This window comes from Oryzomonas rubra (assembly GCF_008369015.1).
In the GTDB taxonomy this organism is placed as follows: Bacteria; Desulfobacterota; Desulfuromonadia; order Geobacterales; family Pseudopelobacteraceae; genus Oryzomonas; species Oryzomonas japonica.
The window spans coordinates 360,047-385,910 of record NZ_SRSD01000001.1 but is presented as its reverse complement, the minus strand read 5'-3'; the positions used below and the strand labels follow the sequence as shown (position 1 = coordinate 385,910).

Here is a 25,864-nt window from a genome sequence, read left to right as displayed (position 1 = left end):
TTGCCCTGTCCACACCGTTTGTCAAGTTGCCAGACCGTTTGCCCTCTGATTTGTTGCGACCGGACAAAAAATATGCAGGGAATGCTTACTTTTATCTTGTAACATCACGGGGTTTTTATTAGGTTCAAGGCACGAGAGACAGCGGCCCGTCACCTGCCCCCTCTCCAGGGCAATCAGTATGAGGTCGCATCCGTTCTGACGGGATCGAATTCAGGATAGGGGTCTGCTATGAGTAGAAAGTCCGCGACCGATACCTCCCTTCCGGCGTGCTCTGCCGAACGAGGTGGGCACTTAACCGCAATACTGGATCTGGTGCAGTCCTGGACCGGACACGATTTCAGTTCATACAAGATCAATACCATCCAAAGGCGCATCGAGCGGCGCATGGCGATGAACAATGCGCGTGAAGTTGCGGACTACCTTGCCCTCCTGAACGCGAACCCCCAGGAAGCCCATGCCCTCTGCCGGGAGTTCCTGATCGGGGTGACCGGCTTCTTCCGCGATCCGGAGGCGTTTGAAATTCTTGGCCGAGAGGTGGTCCCGCGTCTCTTTGCGGGGCGGAATGCCGACGACCCGGTGCGCATCTGGCACCCATGCTGTTCCACGGGTGAGGAGGCATACTCCATGGCCATCCTGATCAGGGAGTATCTGGAAAGCCAGAATCGTACCGCCGAGGTGCTGATCTTTGCCAGCGACCTGGACGAGGAGGCGCTTGCCCAGGCCCGGGCCGGACAATACTCCGAGGCCATTGAAGCGTCCGTGGGGCCGGAACGGCTCGCGACCTGGTTCACCAGAACGAACGGCGGCTACCAGGTGATCAGGCAACTGCGTGAGATGGTGGTATTCGCCCACCATAGCCTGATCAAGGACCCTCCCTTTTCCCGCCTCGACCTGCTCGTCTGCCGCAATGGCCTCATCTATCTCACCTCCGACATGCAGACGCGACTCATTCCCCTCTTCCATCAAATCTTGGAGCCGGAGGGGTTCCTGTTTCTGGGAGCATCGGAAACGATAGGCCAGCACACCGATATGTTCATCCCGGTTCATAAGAAGTGGAAGATCTTTCAGCGTCGGGAGAGCGGTCGGTCCGGCGAAACGATCTTCCCTTTTTCCGTTCCCGTCCCCAAACCTGCCGGAGCGGTCCGCTCTTCGAAGTCTGCCGACGCCCGGGAGGATATCTCCGCACAGCGGGCAGAAAAGATACTTGTGGAGCGTTATGCCCCTCCCTGGGTGATGGTCAACGAGAAATATGAAGTGGTCCATGTCTCTCCCCACGCCGGCCGTTTCCTCGAAGTGCCCGTCGGCGAACCGTCCCGGGATATCCTGAAGATGGCACGGAAGTCCCTGCGACCGCCGTTGCGGGCAGCGATCCATACGGCCTTCGGCGAACAGAGGCAGGTTGTCTTCCGGGGTGTGAAGATTGTTGACGGCGATGGGGAATCTACGGTCAATGTGCTGGTTGAGCCCCTTGTTACGGCATCTCTTGGCGTAACCCAGGCCATGGTGATCTTTGAACCGATACGTGCGCCCCTTACGGCCCCGCCGGCTCCCGGAACCGAAATCGCTCCGGGCGACGACTCCTCCAAGGATGCCTTGATACGCCAGTTGGAGGAGCAGTTGTGCATCACCCACGAACAACTCCAGGTCACCGTCGAACAGCTCGCCACCTCAAGCGAAGGGTTCATGTCCTCCAGTGAGGAACTCATCACGATCAACGAAGAATACCAGTCGATGAACGAAGAGTTGCAGGCGACCAATGAGGAACTGGAAACCTCCAAGGAGGAGTTGCAGGCGCTCAATGAGGAACTGCTTGCCGTCAACACCGAATTGCAGCAGAAGGTGGAAGAGCTCAATCTGGTCAACAGCGACATGGAAAATCTCTTCGCCAGTTCCGAGATCGCGGCCATCTTTCTTGACCGTCAGCTTGCCATCAAACGTTTTTCCCCGGCCATGGCCGCCATCTTCAGCCTGATCCCGGCCGATCTGGGCCGCCCCTTCCAGCATCTGGCGGGAAAGCTCGACTGGCCGGCGCTTTCCCGTGATGCCCTCAAGGTGCTGGGTGGGCATCCCATTGCCGAGCGGGAGGTCACCACCCTGAAAGAGGGACGCTGTTACCTCAAGAGGGTACTCCCCTATCGGAACCACGAAGGGGCCATCAATGGCATCGTCATCACCCTCGTGGATATCAGCGGGCACAAGAGGGCCGAAGAGACGCGGGCCCGGCTGGCGGCCATTGTCGAATCATCGGATAACGCCATTATCTCCAAGGGACTGGACGGCCGCATCAGTACCTGGAACAGCAGCGCCGAACGGCTGTTCGGCTATCCTGCTAAAGAGGTTATCGGAAAACCGATCTCTCTGCTCTTCCCTCCTGAGCTGTTGGCCGAAGAGGAGCAGATACTTGGCCAGTTGAAGGCGGGCGAGCGGATTGATCACCTGGAAACCGTACGCCTTGCCAGGGATGGGCGGCGAATAGATGTCTCCCTGACCGCCTCGCCTGTCAAGGACGCTTCGGGCCGCATCATCGGGGCATCACAGATCGTCCGCGATATCACGGAGAGAAAGAAAGAAGAGGAACATGGGCGGCATCTCGCCTCGTTTCCACAATTGGATCCGCACCCGGTCCTGGAGGCGGATGCATCAGGCGGCATTGTCTTTGCCAATCCGGCCGCGCAACGGTTTCTGGAGACCGTTGGGTTGGCAGGGGAGGATGCCGTTGGTTTCCTCCCCCCGGATGTCAACGAAATTCTGGAGGAGTGGGACAGGGCCACCGAGACGACCCTGTATCGGGAGATTACCATCCAGGAGCGGGTTTTTGGCGAGACGATCCAATTGATCCCCCGTTTCAATGTTGTGCGTATGTATGCCCACGAAATCACCAAACGCAAACGGGCGGAGGAGGAACTGCTCCGTGCCCACGACGAGTTGGAACACCGGGTCGCGGAACGCACCGAGGAGTTGGCTACGGCGCTGTCATCCCTGCGGAAAGAGACCAGCGAACGGCTGCACGCCCTGGAGGCCCTGCGTAAAAAGGAGCAGATGCTCCTGCAGCAGAGCCGTCTGGCGGCCATGGGGGAGATGATCAACAATATCGCCCACCAGTGGCGCCAGCCGCTGAACGTGCTGGGGCTCCTGGTTCAGCAGATACGGCTGTTTTACGGCATGGAACAGTTCAACCAGGAATTTCTGGACGAAACCGTCGGCAAGGCGATGGGGCTGGTCAATCACATGTCCCAGACCATCGAAGATTTCAGGAATTTCTTCAAACCCGACAAGGAAAAGGTCGAATTTGCGATCCGCGATGTGGTTGTAAAGACCCTGGCGCTGGTAGAGGAGAGTTTCAAAAACCAGCAGGTTGCGGTTGAGACCCAGGCGAACGCCAACCCCACGGTTTCCGGCTATCCGAACGAGTACTCCCAGGCTCTGCTGAACATCCTGCTGAACGCCAGGGATGCCTTGTTGGACAAGCGCCCCGACGATGCCAAGGTGGTGGTGACCATCGGCACGGAAGAGGGGCGCTCCATTGTGACCATCACCGACAACGCCGGCGGCATTGCCGGGGACACCATGGGCAAGATCTTCGAGCCGTATTTCACCACCAAGGGGCCGGACAAGGGGACCGGGGTGGGGCTGTTCATGTCGAAAGCCATCATCGAAAAGAATATGAACGGCAGGCTTACGGCACGCAATATCGCCGATGGCGCGGAATTCAGGATAGAGGTTTGAACGGGTAGGGGAATGGGAACGAAAAAGGCGAGGGTAACCCCGCCTTTTTCGTTTTTTATTGATGGGTTACATATTATTTCTTGATGCTGTAGAACACGTCGTGTCCCCTGAACAGGGCCACGTTGTCCAGCTCGTCCTCGATACGCAGCAACTGGTTGTACTTGGCAACGCGATCGGTGCGGCAGAGGGAGCCGGTCTTGATCTGGCCGGCATTGACCGCCACGGCCAGGTCGGCCAGGGTGGTGTCCTCGGTTTCGCCCGAGCGGTGGGAGATGACCGTGGTGTAGCCGGCCCGTTTGGCCATCTCTATGGCCTCCAGGGTCTCGGTCAGGGTGCCGATCTGGTTGAGCTTGATCAGGATCGAGTTGGCGATACCCTTCTGGATGCCTTCCTTGAGGATCTTGGGATTGGTGACGAACAGGTCGTCCCCCACGATCTGGATGCGCTTGCCCAGACGCTCGGTCATCTTTTTCCAGCCGTCCCAATCGTTTTCGGCCATGCCGTCTTCGATGGAGATGATCGGGTACTTGTTGACCAGGTTCTCGTAGAAGTCGATCAGTTGGTCGGAGCTTTTCTTCGGCTCGGCCTCGTTCTCCAGGGTATAGACGCCGTCTTTGAACAGTTCCGACGAGGCCACGTCCAGGGCCAGAAGCACGTCTTCGCCCGGCTTGTAGCCGGCCTTGGCGATGGCCTCCATGATGACTTCCAGGGCCTCTTCGTTGGATTTCAGATTGGGGGCGAAACCGCCCTCGTCGCCGACGGCGGTGTTGTAGCCTTTACCTTTGAGCACGGATTTGAGGGCATGAAAGACCTCGGCGCCCATGCGTAGGGCGCTGGCGAAGTTTTTCGCCCCGGCCGGCATGATCATGAATTCCTGGATATCAACGTTGTTGTCGGCATGGGCACCGCCGTTGAGGATGTTCATCATCGGCAACGGCAGTTCGCGGGCGCCGGCGCCGCCGATATATTTGTACAGCGGCTGTCCCGCCTCCTCGGCGGCCGCCTTTGCCACCGCCAGGGACACGCCCAGGATGGCGTTGGCGCCCAGGTTGCTCTTGTATTCGGTGCCGTCCAGTTCCAGCATCTTCATGTCGATGCCGATCTGGTCGTCGGACTCCATGCCGACAATCTCATCGGCGATCTGATTGTTGACGTTGTCCACCGCCTTGAGCACGCCTTTGCCCAGGTACCGGGACTTGTCGCCGTCGCGCAGTTCCAGGGCCTCGCGTTCGCCGGTGGATGCACCGGAGGGAACGGCGGCCCGCCCAAAGGCCCCGGATTCGAGAAACACCTCCACTTCCAGTGTCGGATTTCCGCGGGAATCCAGGATCTCCCGAGCGTAGACATCTACGATTTCACTCATTGCTGCCCCCTTGCATGGAATTAGTTGGTATGGAGATACGTTGTCTCCGTAAACACAAAACGCTATTTCTATATCACATTACTTCCAATAAATACAGACATGCCGGGAAAAAATGTGTGTCTGCTCAGAAATATCCCCATCGGTTCGGCATACAGATATTCACATTACGTTGTAATAATGGTATGAAATAACCTCGCCATTGTTTGCGGATAGAATTCCCCTGATTAGTGGAGAAGGCATTCATGCCGTCAGATTCCCTGGATCGTCTCACCATCGATAAATCCCGCCAGTCCTCTCACAAGCGGGGCGCGGGCAAGCGCACGCGTCTTTGGGTCGTTGTTTTCGTCGCGATCGTCGCCGGAGTCGTACTGCTGGCAGTGCAGAGGCGCTCCGTCTCCATCGAAACCACCAATGTCTCCCAGGTATTTCCGACCCAGTCATTTACCCTGTTGAACGCCAGCGGATATGTGGTGGCCCAACGAAAGGCGGCGGTGGCCGCCAAGACCACCGGCCGGTTGGAATGGCTGGGGGTCGAGGAGGGGAGCCGGGTTACGACCGGCCAGGTTATTGCCCGGCTGGAGAACAAGGACCTGGATGCGGCCGTGCGGCAGAACAAGGCGGCCGTCCAGAACGCCCGGTCTGCACTTGACCAGGTCAAGGCGGAACTTGTCGACGCCAAACAGGCGTTCCTGCGTGAGAAGGAGTTGCTGAACCAGGGGATCGTCGCCAAGTCCGAATACGATGCGGCCTACGCGCGCTACAAGAAGGCCGTTGCCGGCGTCGCGGGTGCAGAAGCCGGCATCCACGTCGCCCTCGCCGCGCTGAGGGGGGCGACGGTAAACTACGATTACAGTCTGATCAGGGCGCCGTTCGATGCCGTTGTCTTGACCAAGAATGCCGATGTGGGAGACATCATCACCCCCCTGGGGGCGGCGGCAAATGCCAAGGCGGCCGTGGTGTCCATAGCGGACCTCGGTTCGCTTGAGGTGGAGGCCGATGTCTCCGAATCAAACCTGGCGGTGGTGAAGGCGGAGCAGCCCTGCGAGATTACCCTGGATGCGCTGCCCAACACCCGGTTCCGCGGCGTCGTGCACACCATCGTCCCAACGGCCGACCGCACCAAGGCCTCGGTCATGGTCAAGGTGCGCTTCGTGGACACCGATCCCCGCATCTTGCCGGAGATGAGCGCCAAGGTGGCCTTCCTGGAGCGGGAAGCCCACAAAGCGGACCAGCGGCCGCGCATCGCCGTCAAACCGTCGGCAATCGTCGCCTCCGGCGGCCGCCAGGGGGTCTATCTCGTCACGGGGGATCGCGTGGTCTTCACGCCGATTACCCGCGGCGCTCCGCTGGGCGATCTGGTGGAGGTCAGCGGGGTGAAGTCCGGCGATAAGGTTGCGCTCAAGCCTTTGGATAAACTGAAGAATGGCGCCAGAATCAGCTTGGCCGGGGAAAAATAAGAAATGGCCGACTCCGGGGAACGGCGGATCGTCGTCAGTATCCGCAACGCAGCCAAGTCCTACCTGCGGGGCAGCCAGGTGGTGCCGGTTCTGGAGAATCTCTCCTTCGAAATCTTCCAGGGGGAGTTCCTGGCGCTGATGGGGCCGTCTGGGTCGGGCAAGAGCACCCTGCTCAACCTGATTGCCGGCATCGATTCAGTGGACAGCGGCTCTATCGTAGTGGATGGCGTGGATATCGCCACCCTGGGGGAGCGGGAACTTGCCGACTGGCGCGCGGCCCACGTCGGCTTCATCTTCCAGTTCTACAACCTCATCCCGGTCCTGACCGCGTTTGAAAATGTGGAACTGCCGCTCCTCCTGACGCCGCTTAACCGCCGCGAACGCCGGGAGCATGTGGTGGCCGCCCTGGAGGTGGTCGGTCTGGCCGACCGCATGGAACATTACCCCTCCCAGCTTTCGGGCGGCCAGCAACAGCGGGTCGCCATCGCCCGGGCCGTGGTGAGCGACCCCTCCATCCTGGTGGCCGACGAGCCGACCGGCGATCTGGATCGGGTTTCCGCCGAGGAGATCCTGCACCTGATGGCGCGACTGAACAGCGCGTTCGGCAAGACGATCATCATGGTCACCCACGACCCTCGCGCCGCCGAAAAGGCCCATACCGTCAGGCACCTGGAAAAGGGCGTGCTCAGCGATGTTCCTTCTTAAGCTGCTTACCAGGAACGCCTTGCGCCACCGTCTGCGCACCGGGCTCACCATACTGGGAATCACCATCGCCATCCTGGCTTTCGGCCTGCTGCGGACGGTGGTCAGCGCCTGGTATGCCGGGGTCAACGCCTCGTCGGCCGCGCGGCTGATCTCGCGCAACGCTATCTCCCTGACCTTTTCCCTGCCCCTGTCCTACCTGGAGCGGATCAGGCAGGTGGAGGGGGTCAAGTCGGTTTCCTATGCCAACTGGTTCGGGGGCATCTACATCACGGAAAAGAACTTTTTCCCGAATTTTGCCGTGGAACCGAAAAGCTATTTCGAGCTGTATCCCGAATTCGTGCTCTCTCCCGAAGACAAACGGTCATTTCTGGCCGACCGCAAGGGGTGCGTGGTCGGACGGAGGCTGGCCGAGCGTTTCGGGTGGAAGGTGGGCGACAGCATCACGCTCAAGGGCACCATCTTTCCCGGCACATGGGAATTCGTCCTGCGCGGCATCTATCGCGGCGCGGAGAAATCGACCGATGAGAACCAGTTTTTCTTTCAGTGGGACTATCTGAACGAGACCCTGAAGAAGACGGTCGCGCGCCGGGCCGATCAGCTCGGTGTCATCATCCTGGGGCTGAAAAACCCACAAACGGCGGCGGAGACCTCCCTGGCGGTGGATGCACGGTTCAAAAACTCCCTGGCCGAAACCCTGACCGAGACGGAAAAGGCCTTCCAGCTCAGCTTCGTCTCCATGACCGAGGCTATCGTGGTGGCCATCCGTATCGTGTCGTACGTGGTGATCGTCATCATCATGGCGGTGGTGGCCAATACCATGGCCATGACCGCCCGGGAACGGATCGGCGAGTATGCCATCTTCAAGGCCATGGGCTTTCGCGGGTATTACATTGCCGGCATGGTGTTCGGCGAGTCGCTGTTTATCGCCATGACCGGCTGTGCGGTCGGCATTGCCCTGACCTTTCCGGTGGCCGCCAGGTTCGGCAAGGTCATGGGCGCGTTCTTTCCCGTATTCCAGGTCGAGCGTTCAACCCTGTACCTGGATGTGGCCTTCTGCCTGGTGGTCGGGCTGGTGGCGGCCGTCTTTCCCACCTGGCGGGCGGTCAGGATCGGGATTGCCGACGGCTTGCGGAGAATCGGATAAAGATTTACCTTCTGACCAATGGTTGTATGTAACGAGGAGCATCAATGAAAACCAGAATACTGATCGTCGACGACGAACTGAGTATGCGCGAATTCCTTGCGATCCTGCTGGAGCGGGAGGGGTACGAGGTGGTGGTGGCGAGCAATGCCGAGGAGGCGCTCCGGCAGATTGGCGGTTCCCTGTTCGATCTGGTCATTTCGGATGTGCAGATGCCCGGCCTGAGCGGCATCGAACTGCTGGCCCGGATCAAACAAACGACCCCGGAGACCGCCGTGCTGATGGTGACGGCATTCACCGCCGCGGAACAGGCGGTGGAGGCCATGAAGCTGGGGGCCTATGATTACATCTCCAAACCGTTCAAGAACGAGGAGATCAAGATCCTGATCAGCAAGGCCCTGGAGAAACAGGGGCTGAAGCGGGAAAACACCATCCTTCGGCAGGAGGTCGCCCAGCGGGACGGCTTTTGCGGGATCATCGGCAAGAGCGCCAAGATGCGGGAGTTGTTCGACATGATCCAGAAGGTCGCCCCCAGCCAGAGCTCGGTGCTGATCCTGGGAGAGAGCGGCACCGGCAAGGAGTTGGCGGCCCGCGCCATCCACGGGTGCAGCCCGCGCAAAGGCAAGCCGTTCGTGGCGGTCAACTGCGGGGCGATCCCCGAATCCCTGATCGAGAGCGAACTGTTCGGCCACAAGAAGGGCGCCTTTACCGGCGCGGTGGCCGACCGGCCCGGTCTTTTCGAGCAGGCCGACGGCGGGACGCTCTTTCTGGACGAGATCGGCGAACTGCCGCTCCTCTTGCAGACCAAGCTGCTGCGGGTCCTGCAGGAACGGGAATTCCGGAGGGTAGGGGACGCCAAGGTGCTCAAGACTGATGTGCGCGTATTGACCGCCTCCAACCGCGATCTGGATGAAGACATCAAGAGTGGGGGCTTCCGCGAGGACCTCTACTACCGCATCAATGTGGTGCAGATCGTCATGCCGCCGCTCAGGGAGCGGATCGAGGACATCCCGCTCTTGGTGGAACATTTCTGCCGCAAGCTCCATCCCGACGGTCCGACAACGGTTTCCCCCGGCGCGCTCAAGGCGCTGATGAATTACCCGTTTCCCGGCAACATCCGCGAACTGGAGAATATCGTCGAGCGCAGCCTGATCCTGGACAGCGAGCTCATTGCCGAAGGGAGTCTCCCGAAGCAGGTCACCGCCGGCAGGGCGCCCTGCCTGAGCGCGGAGATCGTGATCCCCGACGAGGGGATGTTCCTGGAACCGCTCTTGGAAGATCTGGAAAAGCGCTACCTCCTGAAGGCGCTGGAAAAGACCGGCGGCGCCAAGAAGAAGGCGGCGGCGCTGCTGGGGATGACGTTTCGGTCGTTCCGCTATCGGTTGGCGAAGTTGGGGATGGATAACGGGGAAGAGTGACAAAAATTGTCAGGGGTGGTGACGTGTTTGGCCCGGTTCAGGTTGTTGTATTGAAGTGCTATTTTGATATATGATTAATATCAGTATGTTATGTTTGTTTTGAAACTGGCCTTCGATTTGCAATAATACTTTCGAATTGATTATTACTTGATCTGTAAAGAACACAACACAACGAAAGGGGAAAAACATGCTACAAAAAATGAGAAACAGAAAAGGCTTCACCCTGATCGAGCTGCTGATCGTTGTTGCGATCATCGGTATCCTGGCTGCTATCGCCATCCCGCAGTTTAACGCATACCGTCAAAAAGCCTACAACAGTGCTGCATCGAGTGACCTGAAAAACACGAAAACAGCACTTGAATCCGTTATGGCAGATGCCCAGAAGTACCCAACTAATCTCCAGTAAATTAAATAATACGATGAAAGGGGCGTTCTAATGAAAAGAAAGATCTTCGCAATGGCTGGACTTGTAGCCATGATTATGTCAAATGCTTCCATGACTCTTGCTGCAACGGCAGCAGGGACTGAATTTACAACGTTAGCTGGCGTTGCCATACAGTACTCTACCGATGGCACAAATTATAAAGACCTTGCCAAACTCTCAAACAACGTTATGTTGCATTGCTTTATCAATAGTACTTCAGACCAATACTCAATTACGACAAAGCATTCACAATCGGTTCGTGAGTATGGCACCTCTTCGCAAGATACCAAGATGTATTACCATGAGCTTGCAGCTACTTCCACAGCGATGACCACTCTTAATGCATCTGATACCAGCCAGATGACATCGTGGACATCTATGTAACATCTGCCTCCTACACCGTAACGGGATGCTTCGGCATCCCGTTTTTTTTGGAGCTTCTTTGTGCAAAACCCTGCTGCTAGGACCCGAAATCAATCTCTCATTATCATCATTATCCTGCTGAGCAGTTATTACCCTTCACTCTTTGCCCCCTTTAATTCTGTAGATGATGTCAAGATGGTCAACCAACTCATCAACGTGGATACCATTTCCCTTAAAGACCTGTTTTTCTCCGGTGGCGGCGGACAATACTACCGCCCTTTGTTATTCCTTACGTTTCTGTTTGATAAATTCGCTTGGGGGGTGCAGGAAAGTTTCATGCACCTGGAGAATGTTTTATTTCATCTTGTCAATACTCTGCTGGTTTTTTGTCTTGCCCGGCAGTTCGTCAAGGCATGGCGTTGGGATACGCAATATCTCCCCTTTGTTGTTGCCCTGCTGTTTGGCCTCCATCCCATAGCCACCGAACCGGTCAACTGGGTATCCGGGCGTACAGACCTGCTGGCCGGGGTATTCGTCCTCTCGGCAATTTTGTTATTCACACGGTCGATTCATCAAGCATCCTTTTGGCGAGGTGCCGCAGGGGCTTTTCTTTTGCTGTGCGGGTGTCTGTCGAAAGAAACCGCCCTGTTTGTTCTTCCGGTTCTATTGTTATGGTGTCTTGTTCCGCCACGAGATTGTGCCTGCGGAGCTTCAGTACGCCTGCGGGCGTTTCTCTTAGTATCGTACCTTGCGTCAGGTTTTGCTTATCTGTCGATGCGTTGGCATGCCTTAAACGGTGGCGACAAGATTGTCAGTACCATGGCGAGTGGAACAAGTAGCTCCGGTGCTGCGTTCGGCATGTGGGATATGATTCGGGTCGGTCTCAAAACATCTGGTTTTTATTGTAAAAAGCTGATCGTGCCCTTTCCGCTCAACTTCGGAATTATTGAGATATCGCCTCATTATATCTGGTTGGGGCTTCTGGTGTGTGTAGGGGTCTGTTATTGTCTGTATGCGCGTACTACGGTCTCTTACCTTTTTATTGCCGCTTTTTGCCTGGTATCGCCCGCTTTTGTTTTGCCGCTGTTAAAGATTACGTGGACTCCGGTTGCCGAACGGTATGCGTATATTGCTTCTGCCCCCTTGCTTGTCGCTCTTTCGTTTCTGTTTATCCGCGGTTTGCAATCACGTTTGCCGCCGCAGGCAATTACATTATTTGTGACCATTTTGCTGTCTTGTGTCGGTTTTGTTACTATCGAGCGCAATATCGTTTGGCAGGATAACGTGTCACTGTTTGAAGATACCGTAAAAAAATCGCCCAGTTTTTCTGCTGCAAAGAATGAGTTGGCTATTGCCCTGGTTGACAGAGGCAAGACCGACGAGGCCAATAAAATATTGCTTGCCAACAGTGGTGATGATACCCAGCCCTCATCCATAAATAAAATCAAGGTTGCCGTGAACAACGGCAGGTTTGAGGAAGCATACAGAATGATGAGGGAGCGGAAGGCAAGCGGTGTGAAAGAGGGCAAGGATTCTTTGGATCTTATGTACCTGATCAACGAACAACGGTTTAAAACTTCAAAAAATGAGAGCCAGTCCCGGAAAATACACATGGAACTGCTTGCAATACTGGAAAAACTTCATTCATTATCAGGAGATCCGGTGTATTTTTACCGGATTGGGAAGGTGCAGTTACGGCAGGGGAACAGATTGGCTGCCAAACAATCTTTTGAGAGCGCGTGGCGAAATTCAGCGCCAGACTGTTATTATCATGATGCCGCCAAGAAGCTTGCAGAGCGCTTATAATAATGAAAATGGCAGGTATAGTATACTTTTGGGGGGCTCTCTCCCTGCGCATTAATGAATTAGTATGAGGGTTTTCATGTCCATGAAATTTACCAAGGAGACCAGACCAATATGATGAATGTCATTCTTGTTACCCTGAAAGGGGTTTTCCGTGACCGTGTTTTTTTGGGGATTACGGCTCTATTGGTGCTGTTTCTGTTCATTCCATCCGCTGCATCTCTTTCAATGCGTCAGGTGACGGAACTATCCGTCACACTGTCCTTGTCGCTCATTTCCTTCATTTTGTTATTGCTGGCGGTTTTTTTGGGTGCAACTTCCATTTGGAGGGATGTGGAGCGACGCTATACCTTTAGCGTTCTCAGTCTTCCAATCAATCGCAGCTTCTACTTGTTTGGACGCTTTTTCGGGCTGGCTCTGTTTCTGATTCTTACTTCGGCAGCACTGGGGGCGGTAACGTGCTTGGTGGTTAAAGTTACGTCAGGCATCTATCCCCCTGATCGGCCAATCGTATTGGGGTATTTGGCATTAGCTGTTATATTTGCCACCCTCAAATATATTCTGTTGATTTCTGTGGCTATTTTGTTATCAACTGTCAGCACTTCCTTCTTTTTGCCGATCTTCGGTACCATTTGTGTTTTTATCGCTGGCGGCATAACGCAGCAAGTGTACGAATATATTAACTCGCCTGTAGCACAGGCAGCTATTTCACCCTTTTTCAAAATAGCAGCTACAGCGGTATATTATCTCCTACCAAATCTGGCTGGTTTTGATCTGAAAGTAAATGCCATTTATAGCATTGCACCTGATCCTAGCGGATTATGTATGACATTCGCATATTTTCTGGCCTATACTGCCATTTTATTGGGTTGTGCGGCATTGCTGTTCAGTCGGAGGGAGTTAAAGTGACCCGCGATATAACACCTGTCAGTCTGGTGATAGCAGGTTTACTTGTCTATGGCCTTCTCGTTTGCCCTTTCACTGACTATATGCGTAACAAGCCGATTGAAGAAAAACTTGGCTTCGTGCCGAGCGTCAAATTGCTAAGACCGTTGAGCGCTGACCAGAAGGAGTTGGTCGGGGCCTCACTGGCCATGAAGGTGTTGATGTATTATGGCGGCGTTCTCGACAAAATGCAGGGCGGCAAGATAATTGCCGAATCACCGGATCTTCAGGGAATGTCCCGCCTACTTCATGGCGCGGTGCAGCTTGATCCATATAATATGGATGCCTACTATTTCGCACAGGGTTTTTTAACGTGGGACGCCCAACAATTCAACGTAGCCAACAACATGCTTCAATACGGTATGAAATATCGCACCTGGGATTGGTATCTTCCGTTTTACGCTGGCTTTAATTACGCCTATTTTTTGAAGGACTTCAAAAAAGCCGCGGAATACTACAGCAAGGCGGGAGAATTGTCTGGCCAGGAATTGCACATCAGCCTCGCGGGTAGATACCTGCAAGAGTCGGGACAGACAAGCCTTGCTATCGGGTATCTTAGGGCAATGATCGCGACCTCGCGCAACGAAACGGCGCGGAAGTCATTCGAAACGAGACTTAAGGCCTTTGATGGCGTGCGAAAAATAGAGGTCGCCCGCGACCGTTTTCGGGGAAAGCAAGGACGAGAGCCATTATCTGTGGCGGAATTGTTCAAATCGGGTTTTTTGGAAGCATTGCCCAGTGATCCCTATGGAGGGCAGTTTTATTTACAGCCCGACGGCGCAGTCGCAACGACAAGTAAGTTTGCGTTCCCGCAAGCAAAAAAAGGAGTTAAGTGATGAACATGCTGGATATCCGCGGCTTGTCAAAAACATTTATTGGCAAGCGTCGGTTGCGTGTTGAAGCGCTCAGGGATCTCACACTCTCCATCGCCCAAGGCGAAATCTTCGGCTTCCTCGGCCCCAACGGCGCCGGTAAGAGTACGACCATCAAGTGCCTGATGGGGCTGATTCGGCCGACGGTCGGCACGGCAACCATCATGGGCGAGCAGATCGGCAGCGTTGCGTCGCGGGCCAAGATCGGTTTCCTGCCCGAGAACCCGGCCTTTTACGATTACCTGACCGCCGAGGAGTATCTCCGGTTTGTGGGCAAGACGTTCAAGATGCCGGAAGCCCTCCTGACCCGCCGGACGGACGAAACGCTGAAGCAGCTTGAATTGTGGGATGCCCGCAAACGTCCCATGCGCGGCTACAGCAAGGGGATGGTGCAGCGGGTCGGGCTGGCGCAAACCATGATCCACGATCCCGACCTGTATATCCTGGATGAGCCCATGAGCGGGCTCGACCCCATCGGCAGGGCGTTGGTGAAGGATATTATTCTTGACCTGAAGAAGCGGGGCAAGAGTGTCTTCTTCAGCACCCATATCACCGATGATGTGGAAAAGGTCTGCGATAGGGTAGGGGTGATCGTCAAGGGACAGCTCGAGGCCCTGGACAGCGTCGAGAATATCGTGCGGCAAGGGATCGAGGGGTACATCGTGCAGACCCGGCTGAGCCGGGGAAACCATGAGGCCCTGGGCGGTTTTTCCGTCGTGCGCACGAATGAAACCTTTATTGAATACTTTGTGCCGGTGGCTGGCTTCAATGAATTCATGGCGCTGGCCGGACAGCATTCGGTGGAGGTTACCCTGGTCGAAACAAAGCGCAAGGATCTGGAAAGCTTCTTCCTGGAAATCGTGGGAAAGGGGAAATAGCCGGTAACATCCCTGTAGGCTCATTGTTCCTGTGCGGAATCACTGCTACCAATCTGTATGGGGCGAGTATCCGGAATGAACCGGAAGCTCGCCCCATACATCTTCCTCTGCGTTCCCTCCCCATATCTAATCGAAATCAGACGATATTTCACCAGAAGCGCGCTTCCGCTTGACGTCCGGGTTACTATCGCGTATAAATAAAAATAATTTTCATTTAATTGTGGATAACTCTTTATGAACAGAGAACAGGGGCGTGACATCCTCAAACGGCTTAATATGAAGGTCACTCCCAAGCGGCTGGAGGTTATGTGTTGCCTGGGGAGCGAACCGCTCTACCTCTCCGCCGATGAGGTCTGGCACCGCATCAAGGACCGGGTGGACAGCATCGGGCTGCCCACGGTGTACCGCATCCTCGATGAACTGGCCGAGGCCGGCGTCATTACCCGCATCTTCTTGGCTGACCGCAAGCAGTACTATTTTCTCTGCGCCAATCAGGACCACCACCATCACCATTTTGTTTGCGAGTCCTGCCGGCGGGTGGAGGACCTGGGGCAGTGCGCACTCGGCGAGGGGACACTCGATGCGGTCCAGCGCTCGGGCGGGCGGGTAACGTCCCATATCCTTCAGATCAATGGGGTGTGCGCTACCTGCAGCACCCCGCGTGGGGGGGCGGCATGCCGGACGAAATAGTCAGGACGGAGCGGCTCTGTTGCAGTTATCGGACAGGCCGGGTGCTGGAGGATATTTCCATTTCGGTGGAGGCGGGCGATTACGTCGGGATTGTCGGCCCCAACGGCTCGGGCAAGAGCACGCTGGTGCGCGCATTGATGGGATTAAGCGCCATCAGCGACGGCGCCGCCTCCCTGTTCGGCGTTCCGTGCAGCCGTTTCAGCGCCTGGGGGCGGATCGGGTATCTTCCCCAAAGCCTGCATCTGCTCAACCCCATATTCCCGGCCACCGTGGCCGAAACGGTCGGACTCGGCCTCTTGTCGTTGAAGCGCTTCCCCCGCCGGTTGACCGCTTTCGACAGAACGAAGGTCGATGCCATCCTTGAACAATTAGATATTTGCGATATACGGTCTAAACTGATAGGTGAACTTTCCGGCGGTCAGCAACAGCGCGTTCTTCTGGCCCGCGCCCTGGTCAACGACCCGGATCTGTTGATCCTGGACGAGCCGACCGCGGCGCTCGACCCTGAGATGCGCGAGCGCTTCTACTCCCTGATGGGGGAGATAAACCGTTCCCGGCAGGTTACGGTACTCCTGGTGACCCATGATACCGGCGCCATCGGGAAATACGCCTCGAAGATGCTGTATCTGGATAAGCGCATGCTCTTTTACGGCAATTTCGAGGAATTCTGCCGCTCCACGGATATGTCCGCCCTGTTTGGCGAGTATTCCCAACACCTGATGTGCCACAGGCATTAACGACCCATGGATTTCATTGAAATACTCTCATACGGTTTCATCCAGCGGGCACTTCTGGCGGGGACGCTGATCGCCGTGCTCTGTTCGGTGCTGGGCGTGTTCCTCGTGCTGCGGCGGCTTTCCCTGATCGGGGACGGCCTGGCCCATGTCACCTTCGGCGGCACCGCCATCGCCCTGTCGCTCAAACTCTATTCCGCCTCGGCCCTGCTGGTGTCGCTGCCGGTCGTGCTGCTCTCGTCGCTGGGCATCCTCAAGCTGACGGAAAAGGCGCGCCTGAGCGGCGACAGCGCCATCGGCATCGTGTCGGCGCTGGGGATTTCGGCGGGTATCATTCTGGCGAGCGCGGGGGGAGGGTACAACGTTGACCTGCTGAGCTACCTGTTCGGCAATATCCTCTCCATAACCTCCCAGGAGGTCGGTATTGCCGCCGTGCTGTTCTGCGTGGTGATGCTGCTGTTGTCCCTCTTTTTCAACGACCTGCTCGCCATCGCCTTCGATGAGGAGTTGGCCCGGGTCTCCGGCATACGGACCGCCACCATCAACGCGGTGCTGGTGTTGCTGACGGCCCTCTCGGTGGTCCTGGCGATGAAACTGGTGGGGATCATGCTGATCTCGTCGCTCTTGATCCTGCCGGCGGTGTCGGCCCTGCAACTGGCCCGTAGCTTCAAGTCCTGCGTTGCCCTGGCGGCCCTTCAGGGGGGCTGCTCGGTCGTGGCCGGCATCTTCCTGTCGTTCGCCACCAACCTGCCCACCAGTGCGATGATCGTACTGCTCAATCTGGCCTTTTTCGGCCTGGCCTTCCTTGTCCGGCGCTGCTTGCAGCCTAAAAGTAGTAGCTGAAATCCTTGATTTCAAACGGTGCTTCGTTCAGGCACTCGATAAAGACGTCCACCAGGAACGGGTCGAATTGGGCCCCCTTCTGCTCTTGCAGCTCCCGGATGGCGGCCTCTTTTTCCTGGGCCGGCCGGTAGGAACGGACGGAGAGCATGGCATCGAAGGCGTCGGCAATGCTGACGATGCGGGCGTGGAGCGGGATCTGCTCACCCTTGAGGCGGCCAGGGTAGCCGCTGCCGTCCCAGCGCTCGTGATGGTGCAGGATGGTCGGTACGATGTGGCTCAGGCTTTCGATCCCCACGATAAAGAGCGTGCCCTTGAGGGGGTGTTCCCGGATGAGGGTCTCCTCGCGCCGATTGAGGCGTCCCGGCTTGTTGAGCAGATCGTCCTCGGTGCCGACCTTGCCGATATCGTGGAGAATGGCGCCAAGGTACAGGTCGCGCAGCTTGGCTTCGGAGAGTTTCAGCTTGGAGCCGATGCTGAGGGAGTATTCGGTAACCCGTTTTGCATGCCCCTGGGTATAGGTGTCCTTCAATTCCAGTGCCCCCACCAGCGCCTGGATGGTACTGTTGAACAGGCGTTGATCCCATACCTCATCATTCATGGCATCGCTGACCAGCATGGCCCTGGCGACATCTTCCGAAGCGTGGTTGCCGGCCAGCCGGGAAACGACGGCCAGGGCAAAGGGGAGTGCCGTGCCCGGCCCCTGGCTGGTAATGAATTTTCCATCGTTCACCACTGCCTTGTCGAGGTAGTATGCCCCGCCGAGTCGTTCCCGGTACGTGGGGTAGGAGGTCGCCTGCCGGCCGTTGAGCAGGCCGGCGCTGGCGAGCACGATCGGTGCGGCGCAAATGGCGCCGAGGGGTTTGCCGGCTGCGTGGAAATCCTTGAGCAGTTTGTCTATCCGGATGTCGGAATTGAGGTTGTCGCTGCCCGGCTGGCCTCCGGGAAGGATGATCATGTCGAATTCGTCGGCCCGGGCGGTATCGATGGTCGTATCGGGTATGACGGCGACCTTGCGGGTGCTGGTCACCGGTCCCGGATGCAGGCCGGCCGTAACGACTTCGATCCCGGCCCTGCGGAGTACGTCGATGATTGTAACGGCTTCAAGCTCTTCAAAACCTTCGGCTAACGGAATCAGTACCTTTGGCATGCTCTATCTCCTGGTGAAATGCTGGATTCGGATTCAATAGTAGCGAAGATGTCCTAAAACTTAAACATAATTCCATGGGGGGGCGGCTGTATACCGTCTGGCTGATGCGGCGGCATTCCGCCAAAGGTGATACCCTGCATGAACGGCAGCATGGATGTGGTGTTGTGCAGCCCCGGCCCGGAACAGCGTCAATTTCCCAATTTAATTGACTTTGCAGGTATTAATTGCGTATAACCAATCACTTCACCATGAACGAAAAACATCTCTTTATTGAAACCTTCGGCTGCCAGATGAATGTGAACGATTCCGAGCGGATCGTCACCATGCTGGCCGATTTGGGGTATAGACCGACGACGGTTCCTGCGGATGCGGACATGATCCTGCTCAACACCTGTAGCGTCAGGGGAGGGGCGGAGGAAAAGGTCTACAAGCGCCTCAGCCATTACCGCAGCCTGAAAAAGGCGCACAGCGGTCTTATTCTGGGGGTCGGCGGCTGTGTGGCCCAGCAGGAGGGGGACCATCTCCTGCAAAAGTTCCCCTTTCTGGATCTGGTCTTCGGCACCCATAACCTGCACCTGCTCCCCGACATGGTGCGAGGCGCGGAAAAGGGCGAGCGGCGTTGCGAGACGGCCTTTATCGATAACGACCAGCGCCTCGACCTGTTCCCCCCGGTCAAGGGGGCGAGCCGCTTGAGCCGTTTCGTGACCGTCATGCAGGGGTGTGACAATTTCTGTTCCTACTGTATCGTGCCCTATGTACGGGGCCGTGAAATCAGCCGACGCGCGGCCGATATCCTTGACGAGGTCAGGCAACTCGCCGACGAGGGCGTTCAGGAGGTGGTGCTGCTCGGCCAGAATGTCAACTCCTACGGCCTCAAGAGCGCCAACGAGCCGACTTTTGCCCAATTGATCAGGCAGGTTGCCGGAGTGGAGGGAATTCGCCGTATCCGTTTTACCACCTCCCATCCCAAGGATATGTCCGATGAACTGATCGCCTGTTTTGCGGATGTGCCCAAGCTGTGCGGCCAAGTTCACCTGCCGGCCCAGTCGGGCAGCGACGTGGTGTTGTCCCGCATGAACCGCGGCTATGCCCGCGCGGCCTACCTGGACCGGATTCGCGCCCTCAAGGCGGCCCGACCGGGCATCGCCATCACCGGCGATATGATCGTCGGCTTTCCCGGCGAGAGTGAGGCGGATTTCGAGCAGACCCTGACCCTGATGGAAGAGGTTCGCTACGCCGACCTCTTTTTGTTTGTCTATTCAGCGCGTCCCGGTACCAAGGCTGCGGAACTGCCTGAAGAACTCTCCCGGGAGCAAAAGGTAGAGCGCCTGGAACGCTTGCTGGCGCTGCAACGACGCATCACCCTTGAGATCAATAGGTCGTATCTCGGCACGCTCCAGGAGCTCCTGGTAGAAGGGGAAGGGAAACGGCCCGGCCAGGTGTCCGGCAAGGCGGAGAGCGGCAGGATCGTCAATTTCCCGGGTGATCCCGCCCTGATCGGGAGCTTCGTCACGGTGCGCATCGTGGCGGCCTACCAGAACTCGTTGCTGGGAGAATTAGCGCGAAACCCGTAACCATAAATCCGCCACAGAGACATGGGACACAGAGGAAAAAGCAAGATCAGGAATCAACGGGATAACGTTTTTTTGATTTTCCAAAACAGTTTTAAGATGTTATCCTGTTTATCCCGCTAAACGTCTAGGAATTTCTCCGCGCCTCCGTGTCTCTGTGGCAGAAGTCATTTTGAATTTGAGAGGCAAGCATGTCCACCGAATCGACACCAACACCTGTAGCCAACAATTTTCTGCGGACCATTATCGAAGACGACCTGAAAAATGGGAAACACACGACCATTGTTACCCGCTTCCCGCCGGAGCCCAACGGTTACCTGCATATCGGCCATGCCAAGTCCATCTGCATCAATTTCGGATTGGCGCGGGATTTCGGCGGCTGCTGTCATCTGCGTTTCGACGACACCAACCCTGCCAAGGAGGAGATGGAGTACATCGAGTCCATCAAGGAGAGTGTCCGCTGGCTCGGCTTTGACTGGGGCACGCATATGTACTGCGCCTCGGAATATTTCGAGCAGCTCTACCAATGGGCCGAGTACCTGATACAGCAGGGTAAGGCCTATGTGGAGGACCTCACCGCCGACGAGATGCGCGCCTATCGCGGCACCCTGACCGAACCGGGCAAGGAAAGCCCCTGGCGCAGCCGCTCCACGGACGAGAACCTTGACCTGTTCCGCCGCATGCGGGCCGGCGAATTCGCCGACGGGGCCAAGGTACTCCGTGCGAAAATCGATATGGCCTCTCCCAACATCAACTTGCGCGACCCGGTGCTGTACCGGATCATTCACGCCACCCATCCCCACGTGGGCGACGCCTGGTGCATCTATCCCATGTACGACTTTACCCATGGGCAATCGGATGCCATCGAGGGGATCACCCACTCCATCTGCACCCTGGAGTTCGAGGACCATAAACCGCTGTACGAGTGGTTCCTGGACAACCTGCCGGTGCCGAGCCGCCCGCGGCAGTACGAGTTTGCCCGGCTCAATCTGACCTATGCGGTGATGAGCAAGCGCAAGCTCCACGAGCTGGTCAATCTGGGGATCGTCAGCGGCTGGGATGACCCGCGCATGCCGACCCTCATGGGCATCAGGCGGCGCGGCTATACGCCCGAGGCTGTTCGGGCCTTCTGCGAAATGATCGGGGTGGGGCGCAGCGATTCCTGGATCGATATGTCCATTTTGGAGGAATGCGTCCGCGCCGATCTGAACGAGCGTGCCCCCCGCGCCATGGCTGTGCTCAGGCCGCTCAAGGTCGTGGTCGACAATTACCCCGAAGGGCAGGCCGAGGAATTCGAAGCACCCAACCACCCCCAGAAGCCGGAGATGGGGAGCCACCGGGTTACCTTTTCCCGTGAGCTGTTCATCGAACAGGACGACTTCATGGAGGAGCCGCCTAAAGGGTTCTTCCGCATGACCCCCGGTTCCGAGGTGCGCCTCCGTTACGCCTATATCGTTCGCTGCACCGGTGTGGTCAAGGACGAGAACGGCGCCATAATCGAAGTGCATTGCGAATACGATCCCGCATCGAGGGGCGGCTCTGCTGCCGATGGCAGGAAGATCAAGGGCACCATCCACTGGGTTTCCCAGGCCCATGCCATGGATGCCGAGGTGCGCCTGTTCGACCGCCTCTTCAGCGACCCGAATCCCGACCGGGGCGGGGCAGACTACAAGCAGTTTCTCAATCCGCTCTCCGTTGAGGTCATAGGGACCGCCAAGCTGGAGAAGAGCCTGGCCGACGCCGACCTGGAGACCCGTTTCCAGTTCGAACGCCAGGGATATTTCCGTCCTGACCCCGTGGATTCGCAACCGGGAAAACCGGTATTCAACCGGATCGTAACCCTCAGGGATGCCTGGACTAAAAAGTGATACATGAAAGAGTGTGATCCAATTATATGAAAAACAAAGAATTTAAATCGGGGTTCGTCTCTATTGTCGGCCGTCCGAACGTGGGCAAGTCCACGCTGTTGAACCGCATCCTCGGTGAGAAGATCGTGGCGGTTTCGGACAAGCCGCAGACGACCCGCACCGTTATTCGCGGTATCGTCTCCGATGAGGCGAGTCAGATCGTGTTCGTGGACACGCCCGGCATCCATGCCGCCCGGAGCCGCATGAACCGGGCCATGGTGGATGCGGCCTATGGGGCTATTTCGGGCGTTGACCTGCTCCTGCTGGTGGTGGACGCCACGGCGCAGCGGGATGACGTTTTTGTGCGGGAGGTCGCGACCAAGGCCGGCGCTCCGATCTTCCTGATCCTGAACAAGGTCGATCTGGTTGAGCCCAAGGAGCGGCTTCTGGCGCTGATCGCCTCTGTTTCGCGCCTGCACCCCTTTGCCGAGGTGGTACCGATCTCGGCCCAGACCGGCGGCAACGTGGAGCGCTTGGTGGAGCTGATCCGCGAACGTCTCCCCGAGGGGCCGGCCTATTTCCCCGACGATATCCTCACCGACCAGCCGGAAAAGGTGATCTGCGCCGAGCTGGTGCGGGAGAAGATCTTTCGTCTGACCGGCGAAGAAGTCCCCTATTCTACGGCAGTTATAGTCGATTCCTTCCAGGAACGGGAGAATGGCGTGATCGCCATCAGCGCCACCATCCTGGTGGAGCGGGAGGGGCAAAAGGGGATTCTCATCGGCAAAAAAGGGGCCATGCTCAAAAAGATCGGCCAGGCGGCCCGGGGCGATATTGAGCGCTTGCTGGGGACCCGGGTCTTTCTGGAGCTGTTCGTCAAGGTGCAGGAGCGTTGGACCGAACGGACGGCCGTTCTGAGGGAGCTGGGATACGAATGAAACCAATTGTTGCCATAGTCGGCCGCCCCAATGTGGGCAAGTCCACCCTGTTCAACCGCCTGCTGGGCCATCGTCGCGCCATTGTGGACGATCTGCCCGGCGTAACCCGCGACCGCAACTACGCCACCATCACCCGGTTCGACAAGCCGTTCATCCTGATCGATACCGGCGGATTCGAACCGGTGACCGAGGACCGTTTGTTGCAACAGATGCGGGAACAGTCCAGTCTGGCAATGGAAGAGGCCGATGTCATCATCTTCATGATGGATGCCAGGAGCGGCCTGACCCCGGCCGACATTGAAGTGGCCACGATGCTGCGCCGTGTCAAGAAGCCGATCTTCTACGTGGTCAACAAGGTGGACGGCGAGAAGCTGGAGAATGAGTCGGCCGAGTTCTACTCCCTAGGGATAGAACGCCTCCATACCATATCGGCCGAACATAATCGGGGCGTCATCGACCTGATGGAGGATCTGCTTGATGTCTTTCCCGAGGCGGATGCCGGCATACCCGATGACGAGATCACCCGGATTGCCGTTGTGGGGCGTCCCAATGTGGGCAAATCGTCCCTGGTCAACCGGCTGCTCGGTTTCGAGCGAATGGTGGCCAATCCGACCGCCGGTACGACCCGCGATTCGGTGGATACCCTCTTCACCTGCAACAAGAAGAATTACCTGCTGATCGATACCGCCGGTATCCGCCGCAAGGGCAAGACCACTGAAAAACTGGAAAAATACAGCGTGGTGGACTCCCTGCGCAGCATCGAGCGGGCCGACGTCGTTCTGGTCGTCCTCGATGCCGAGGAAGGGGTGACGGAGCAGGATGAGCGCATCGCCGGTTATGTGCACGAGGCGGGCAGGGGATGCGTCTTTGTAGTCAACAAGTGGGATACCCTGGAAAAGGACAACAGCACCCTGGGGGTCTACGTGGACAAGGTCAGGACCGGCTTCAAGTACCTGGCCTATGCCCCGATCGTCTTCGTATCCGCCAAGACCGGCCAGCGCATCAGCAAGATCATGACCACCGTGGACGAGGTCATGGGGCAGTACATACACCGGGTGACGACCTCGGACTTAAACCGGGTCTTTTCCGAGGCCACGGATGCTCACCATGCGCCTTTGGCCCATGGTCGTCGCGTAAAGTTCTACTTTGCCACCCAAGTCGCTACCCGTCCGCCATCCTTTGTCATCTTTACCAATCAGCCGGACAGCATTCATTTTTCCTATGAACGCTATCTGGTCAACCGATTCAGGGAAGCCTTTGGTTTCGACGGCGTGCCGATCCGGCTCATCTTCAGAGGGCGCGAAAAAAACGGCGCTGCCCGCCACCCCTTGGCCAAGCGCGAGCGGCATTGATAAAGGCTTTACTTGCCAATATCGATGGTTTACAATTTAGTCCGTTTTTTGCATTTCCACACAGGTAGGGGCATTTCCGTATGAGTCTTGTCGGAAACCTTGAAGAACTTGGGCTGGGCGAGATTCTGCAACTGATCAGCCTCAGCCGGAAGACCGGGGTGCTTTCCCTTCACAGCGGTGGGCGCGAAGGGACGATCATCTTCAAGCATGGGCTGGTGGTAAAGGCGCTCTCGTCCACCTCCAGGATGGGGCTGGGGGAATTGCTTATCCAGAGGGGCGTCATAGACCCTGATACCCTCCGCAAGGCCCTGGAGCTTCAAAAGGAACGGGGGTTCAGCGAACACCTGGGAATCATCCTGACCAAACGTTTCTCCGTAGTTCATGAAACCATTGAAGTGGTCGTCCGCGAACAGATCGAACAGGTAGTCCTGTCACTTTTTGCCTGGCTTGATGGCACATTCGATTTTGAGCCCCAGGAAAATATCGAGGCCATTGACGCCGGCATTGTCGATCCGCTGCAGTTCATGCTTTCCAAGGGGCTTAACCCGCAGTTTCTGGCCATGGAGGGGACCCGGGTCGCCAGCGAGAGCCGCGCCGCCGCCGAAGCGAGCCCCGATAGCAGCGACACCGATGAGGTGGAAAACCCCTTCGAACTATCCGATGTGGTCCACACGCCGGAGATCACGCCCGAGCAGGCAATCACCCGCCCGCTGGTGATTGTTGACGATGACGGCACAACATTAAAGGCACTGGCGGAGTTGCTGCGGGAAAACGGCTACGAAGTCCATGCCATGACCAGCAGCGAGGATACATTGATCAGGGTCGATACTCTTCATCGCGGCGGCCAGCATCCCGTTGTTCTCGTGGACCTGATCATGCCCCGGATGGACGGTTCGGGGGTCCTCGGCGGGATTGAACTGCTGGAACTTCTTCACAACAATTTCACGGACATCCCCATACTGATGATGACCGACTACCATCACGCGGAAGCGGAAAAGAAAGTCAGTGACATGGGCTACCATTGTGTGATGAAGCCCCATCGTGCCGAATGTTCTTCACCTGAAAGCCTGCAGACATTTCTGCCGTCACTTCTGGAAGCGTTGCAACGCTCGGAATCGGGTGAAGCGGCACGGATATGATGCCGCAGTTTTGTGGCGAGCGAGAGGATATCGTATCGATTATGGTGAAGAGCTTTAATGAACCAACCACGTGTGGCGCTGAGGTATGATGCTTGTGGGTACAACAGGTGAAGTGGTGGACAGAAAGACAATACTCATTACGGACGATTCCACGGCGCTTCGGGCCATGCTGGTGTCCATCATCGAATCCCTGGGCGATTTCCGCATCGTAGAGGCTGCCAACGGTTTCGAGGCCCTGCGTCTTCTGCCGCGGGAACACGTTGATCTGATCTTCACGGACATCAATATGCCCGATATCAACGGTCTGGAACTGATCAGCTATCTGCGCAATAACCCCAATTACGAGCACATACCGGTCATCATCATCTCCACGGAAGGAAGCCAGGGCGACATAGAAAAAGGCAGATTGCTCGGCGCCAATGAATATGTCGTCAAACCGTTGGATTGCTCTGACCTGAAGAATATCATCGTGAAGTATCTGGGATGATCACCTGAGATGACGGACACC

General features: G+C 56.9%; 22 protein-coding genes. 20 read left to right on the top strand and 2 right to left on the bottom strand.

The features are described from left to right. The first annotated feature begins 228 nt into the window (after window positions 1-228). A complete protein-coding gene (locus ET418_RS01770; RefSeq protein ID WP_149305852.1) occupies window positions 229-3,726 on the top strand; it encodes a CheR family methyltransferase in 3,498 nt (1,165 codons plus the stop codon). Window positions 3,727-3,799: 73 nt separating this feature from the next. Here ET418_RS01770 and eno read toward each other — a convergent pair whose 3' ends face one another. Then, entirely contained in the window at window positions 3,800-5,089 is a 1,290-nt protein-coding gene (eno, locus tag ET418_RS01765; protein WP_149305851.1) for a phosphopyruvate hydratase, read from the bottom strand. 242 nt (window positions 5,090-5,331) lie between these two features. On the opposite strand from eno, the gene ET418_RS01760 reads away from it, so the two are divergent. From ET418_RS01760 to ET418_RS01700, 13 genes are all read left to right on the top strand, one after another. Next, a complete protein-coding gene (locus ET418_RS01760; RefSeq protein WP_149305850.1) occupies window positions 5,332-6,546 on the top strand; it encodes an efflux RND transporter periplasmic adaptor subunit in 1,215 nt (404 codons plus the stop codon). A 3-nt stretch (window positions 6,547-6,549) separates the two neighbouring features. Further along, on the top strand, window positions 6,550-7,251 hold the full coding sequence (locus tag ET418_RS01755) for an ABC transporter ATP-binding protein (protein WP_149305849.1): 702 nt from the start codon (window positions 6,550-6,552) through the stop codon (window positions 7,249-7,251). Further along, entirely contained in the window at window positions 7,238-8,395 is a 1,158-nt protein-coding gene (locus tag ET418_RS01750; RefSeq protein ID WP_149305848.1) for an ABC transporter permease, read from the top strand. Before ET418_RS01755 ends, ET418_RS01750 begins: the two co-directional genes overlap by 14 nt. Before the next feature lie 44 nt (window positions 8,396-8,439). Continuing rightward, window positions 8,440-9,810 carry a sigma-54-dependent transcriptional regulator gene (locus tag ET418_RS01745; protein WP_149305847.1) on the top strand — a complete coding sequence of 457 codons (1,371 nt, stop codon included), beginning with the start codon at window positions 8,440-8,442 and terminating at the stop codon, window positions 9,808-9,810. A gap of 187 nt (window positions 9,811-9,997) precedes the next feature. Beyond that, window positions 9,998-10,216: a type IV pilin protein gene (locus ET418_RS18510; RefSeq protein ID WP_149305846.1), complete on the top strand. Its 219-nt coding sequence runs from the start codon at window positions 9,998-10,000 to the stop codon at window positions 10,214-10,216. Window positions 10,217-10,246: 30 nt separating this feature from the next. Continuing rightward, window positions 10,247-10,618, top strand: a complete 372-nt coding sequence (locus ET418_RS01735) for a hypothetical protein (protein ID WP_149305845.1) — start codon at window positions 10,247-10,249, stop codon at window positions 10,616-10,618. A 60-nt stretch (window positions 10,619-10,678) separates the two neighbouring features. Beyond that, complete coding sequence (locus tag ET418_RS01730) at window positions 10,679-12,403, top strand: hypothetical protein (protein ID WP_149305844.1); 1,725 nt, start codon at window positions 10,679-10,681, stop codon at window positions 12,401-12,403. Between the two features lie 111 nt (window positions 12,404-12,514). Continuing rightward, window positions 12,515-13,309, top strand: coding sequence for an ABC transporter permease (locus tag ET418_RS01725; RefSeq protein ID WP_149305843.1), 795 nt, complete (start codon window positions 12,515-12,517; stop codon window positions 13,307-13,309). Beyond that, complete coding sequence (locus ET418_RS01720; protein WP_149305842.1) at window positions 13,306-14,181, top strand: hypothetical protein; 876 nt, start codon at window positions 13,306-13,308, stop codon at window positions 14,179-14,181. Before ET418_RS01725 ends, ET418_RS01720 begins: the two co-directional genes overlap by 4 nt. After that, a complete protein-coding gene (locus ET418_RS01715) occupies window positions 14,181-15,095 on the top strand; it encodes an ABC transporter ATP-binding protein (protein ID WP_149305841.1) in 915 nt (304 codons plus the stop codon). The genes ET418_RS01720 and ET418_RS01715 overlap by 1 nt, the downstream gene beginning before the upstream one ends. 234 nt (window positions 15,096-15,329) lie before the next feature. Further along, window positions 15,330-15,785, top strand: a complete 456-nt coding sequence (locus ET418_RS01710) for a Fur family transcriptional regulator (RefSeq protein WP_149305840.1) — start codon at window positions 15,330-15,332, stop codon at window positions 15,783-15,785. Continuing rightward, window positions 15,770-16,522, top strand: coding sequence for a metal ABC transporter ATP-binding protein (locus ET418_RS01705; RefSeq protein ID WP_149305839.1), 753 nt, complete (start codon window positions 15,770-15,772; stop codon window positions 16,520-16,522). Before ET418_RS01710 ends, ET418_RS01705 begins: the two co-directional genes overlap by 16 nt. Before the next feature lie 6 nt (window positions 16,523-16,528). Then, window positions 16,529-17,362 carry a metal ABC transporter permease gene (locus ET418_RS01700; RefSeq protein WP_149305838.1) on the top strand — a complete coding sequence of 278 codons (834 nt, stop codon included), beginning with the start codon at window positions 16,529-16,531 and terminating at the stop codon, window positions 17,360-17,362. Here ET418_RS01700 and ET418_RS18060 read toward each other — a convergent pair. Next, window positions 17,346-18,509 (bottom strand): DJ-1 family glyoxalase III, encoded by a 1,164-nt coding sequence (locus tag ET418_RS18060; protein ID WP_188055205.1) that lies wholly within the window; start codon window positions 18,507-18,509, stop codon window positions 17,346-17,348. The genes ET418_RS01700 and ET418_RS18060 overlap by 17 nt on opposite strands. Before the next feature lie 248 nt (window positions 18,510-18,757). Here ET418_RS18060 and miaB point away from each other — a divergent pair, with 248 nt between their 5' ends. The 6 genes from miaB (at window position 18,758) to ET418_RS01665 (ending at window position 25,843) form a co-directional block, all read left to right on the top strand. Beyond that, window positions 18,758-20,083 carry a tRNA (N6-isopentenyl adenosine(37)-C2)-methylthiotransferase MiaB gene (miaB, locus tag ET418_RS01690; RefSeq protein WP_149306070.1) on the top strand — a complete coding sequence of 442 codons (1,326 nt, stop codon included), beginning with the start codon at window positions 18,758-18,760 and terminating at the stop codon, window positions 20,081-20,083. Window positions 20,084-20,271: 188 nt separating this feature from the next. Further along, window positions 20,272-21,948 carry a glutamine--tRNA ligase/YqeY domain fusion protein gene (locus tag ET418_RS01685; protein WP_149305837.1) on the top strand — a complete coding sequence of 559 codons (1,677 nt, stop codon included), beginning with the start codon at window positions 20,272-20,274 and terminating at the stop codon, window positions 21,946-21,948. 26 nt (window positions 21,949-21,974) lie between these two features. Next, window positions 21,975-22,865 carry a GTPase Era gene (era, locus tag ET418_RS01680; RefSeq protein WP_149305836.1) on the top strand — a complete coding sequence of 297 codons (891 nt, stop codon included), beginning with the start codon at window positions 21,975-21,977 and terminating at the stop codon, window positions 22,863-22,865. After that, window positions 22,862-24,217: a ribosome biogenesis GTPase Der gene (gene der / locus ET418_RS01675; RefSeq protein ID WP_149305835.1), complete on the top strand. Its 1,356-nt coding sequence runs from the start codon at window positions 22,862-22,864 to the stop codon at window positions 24,215-24,217. The genes era and der overlap by 4 nt, the downstream gene beginning before the upstream one ends. Window positions 24,218-24,297: 80 nt before the next feature. Continuing rightward, the gene (locus ET418_RS01670; protein ID WP_149305834.1) at window positions 24,298-25,356 is read left to right on the top strand and encodes a response regulator; all 1,059 of its coding nucleotides are present in this window, start codon (window positions 24,298-24,300) and stop codon (window positions 25,354-25,356) included. A 115-nt stretch (window positions 25,357-25,471) separates the two neighbouring features. Beyond that, window positions 25,472-25,843 carry a response regulator gene (locus tag ET418_RS01665; protein WP_274596122.1) on the top strand — a complete coding sequence of 124 codons (372 nt, stop codon included), beginning with the start codon at window positions 25,472-25,474 and terminating at the stop codon, window positions 25,841-25,843. Window positions 25,844-25,864 lie beyond the last annotated feature (21 nt).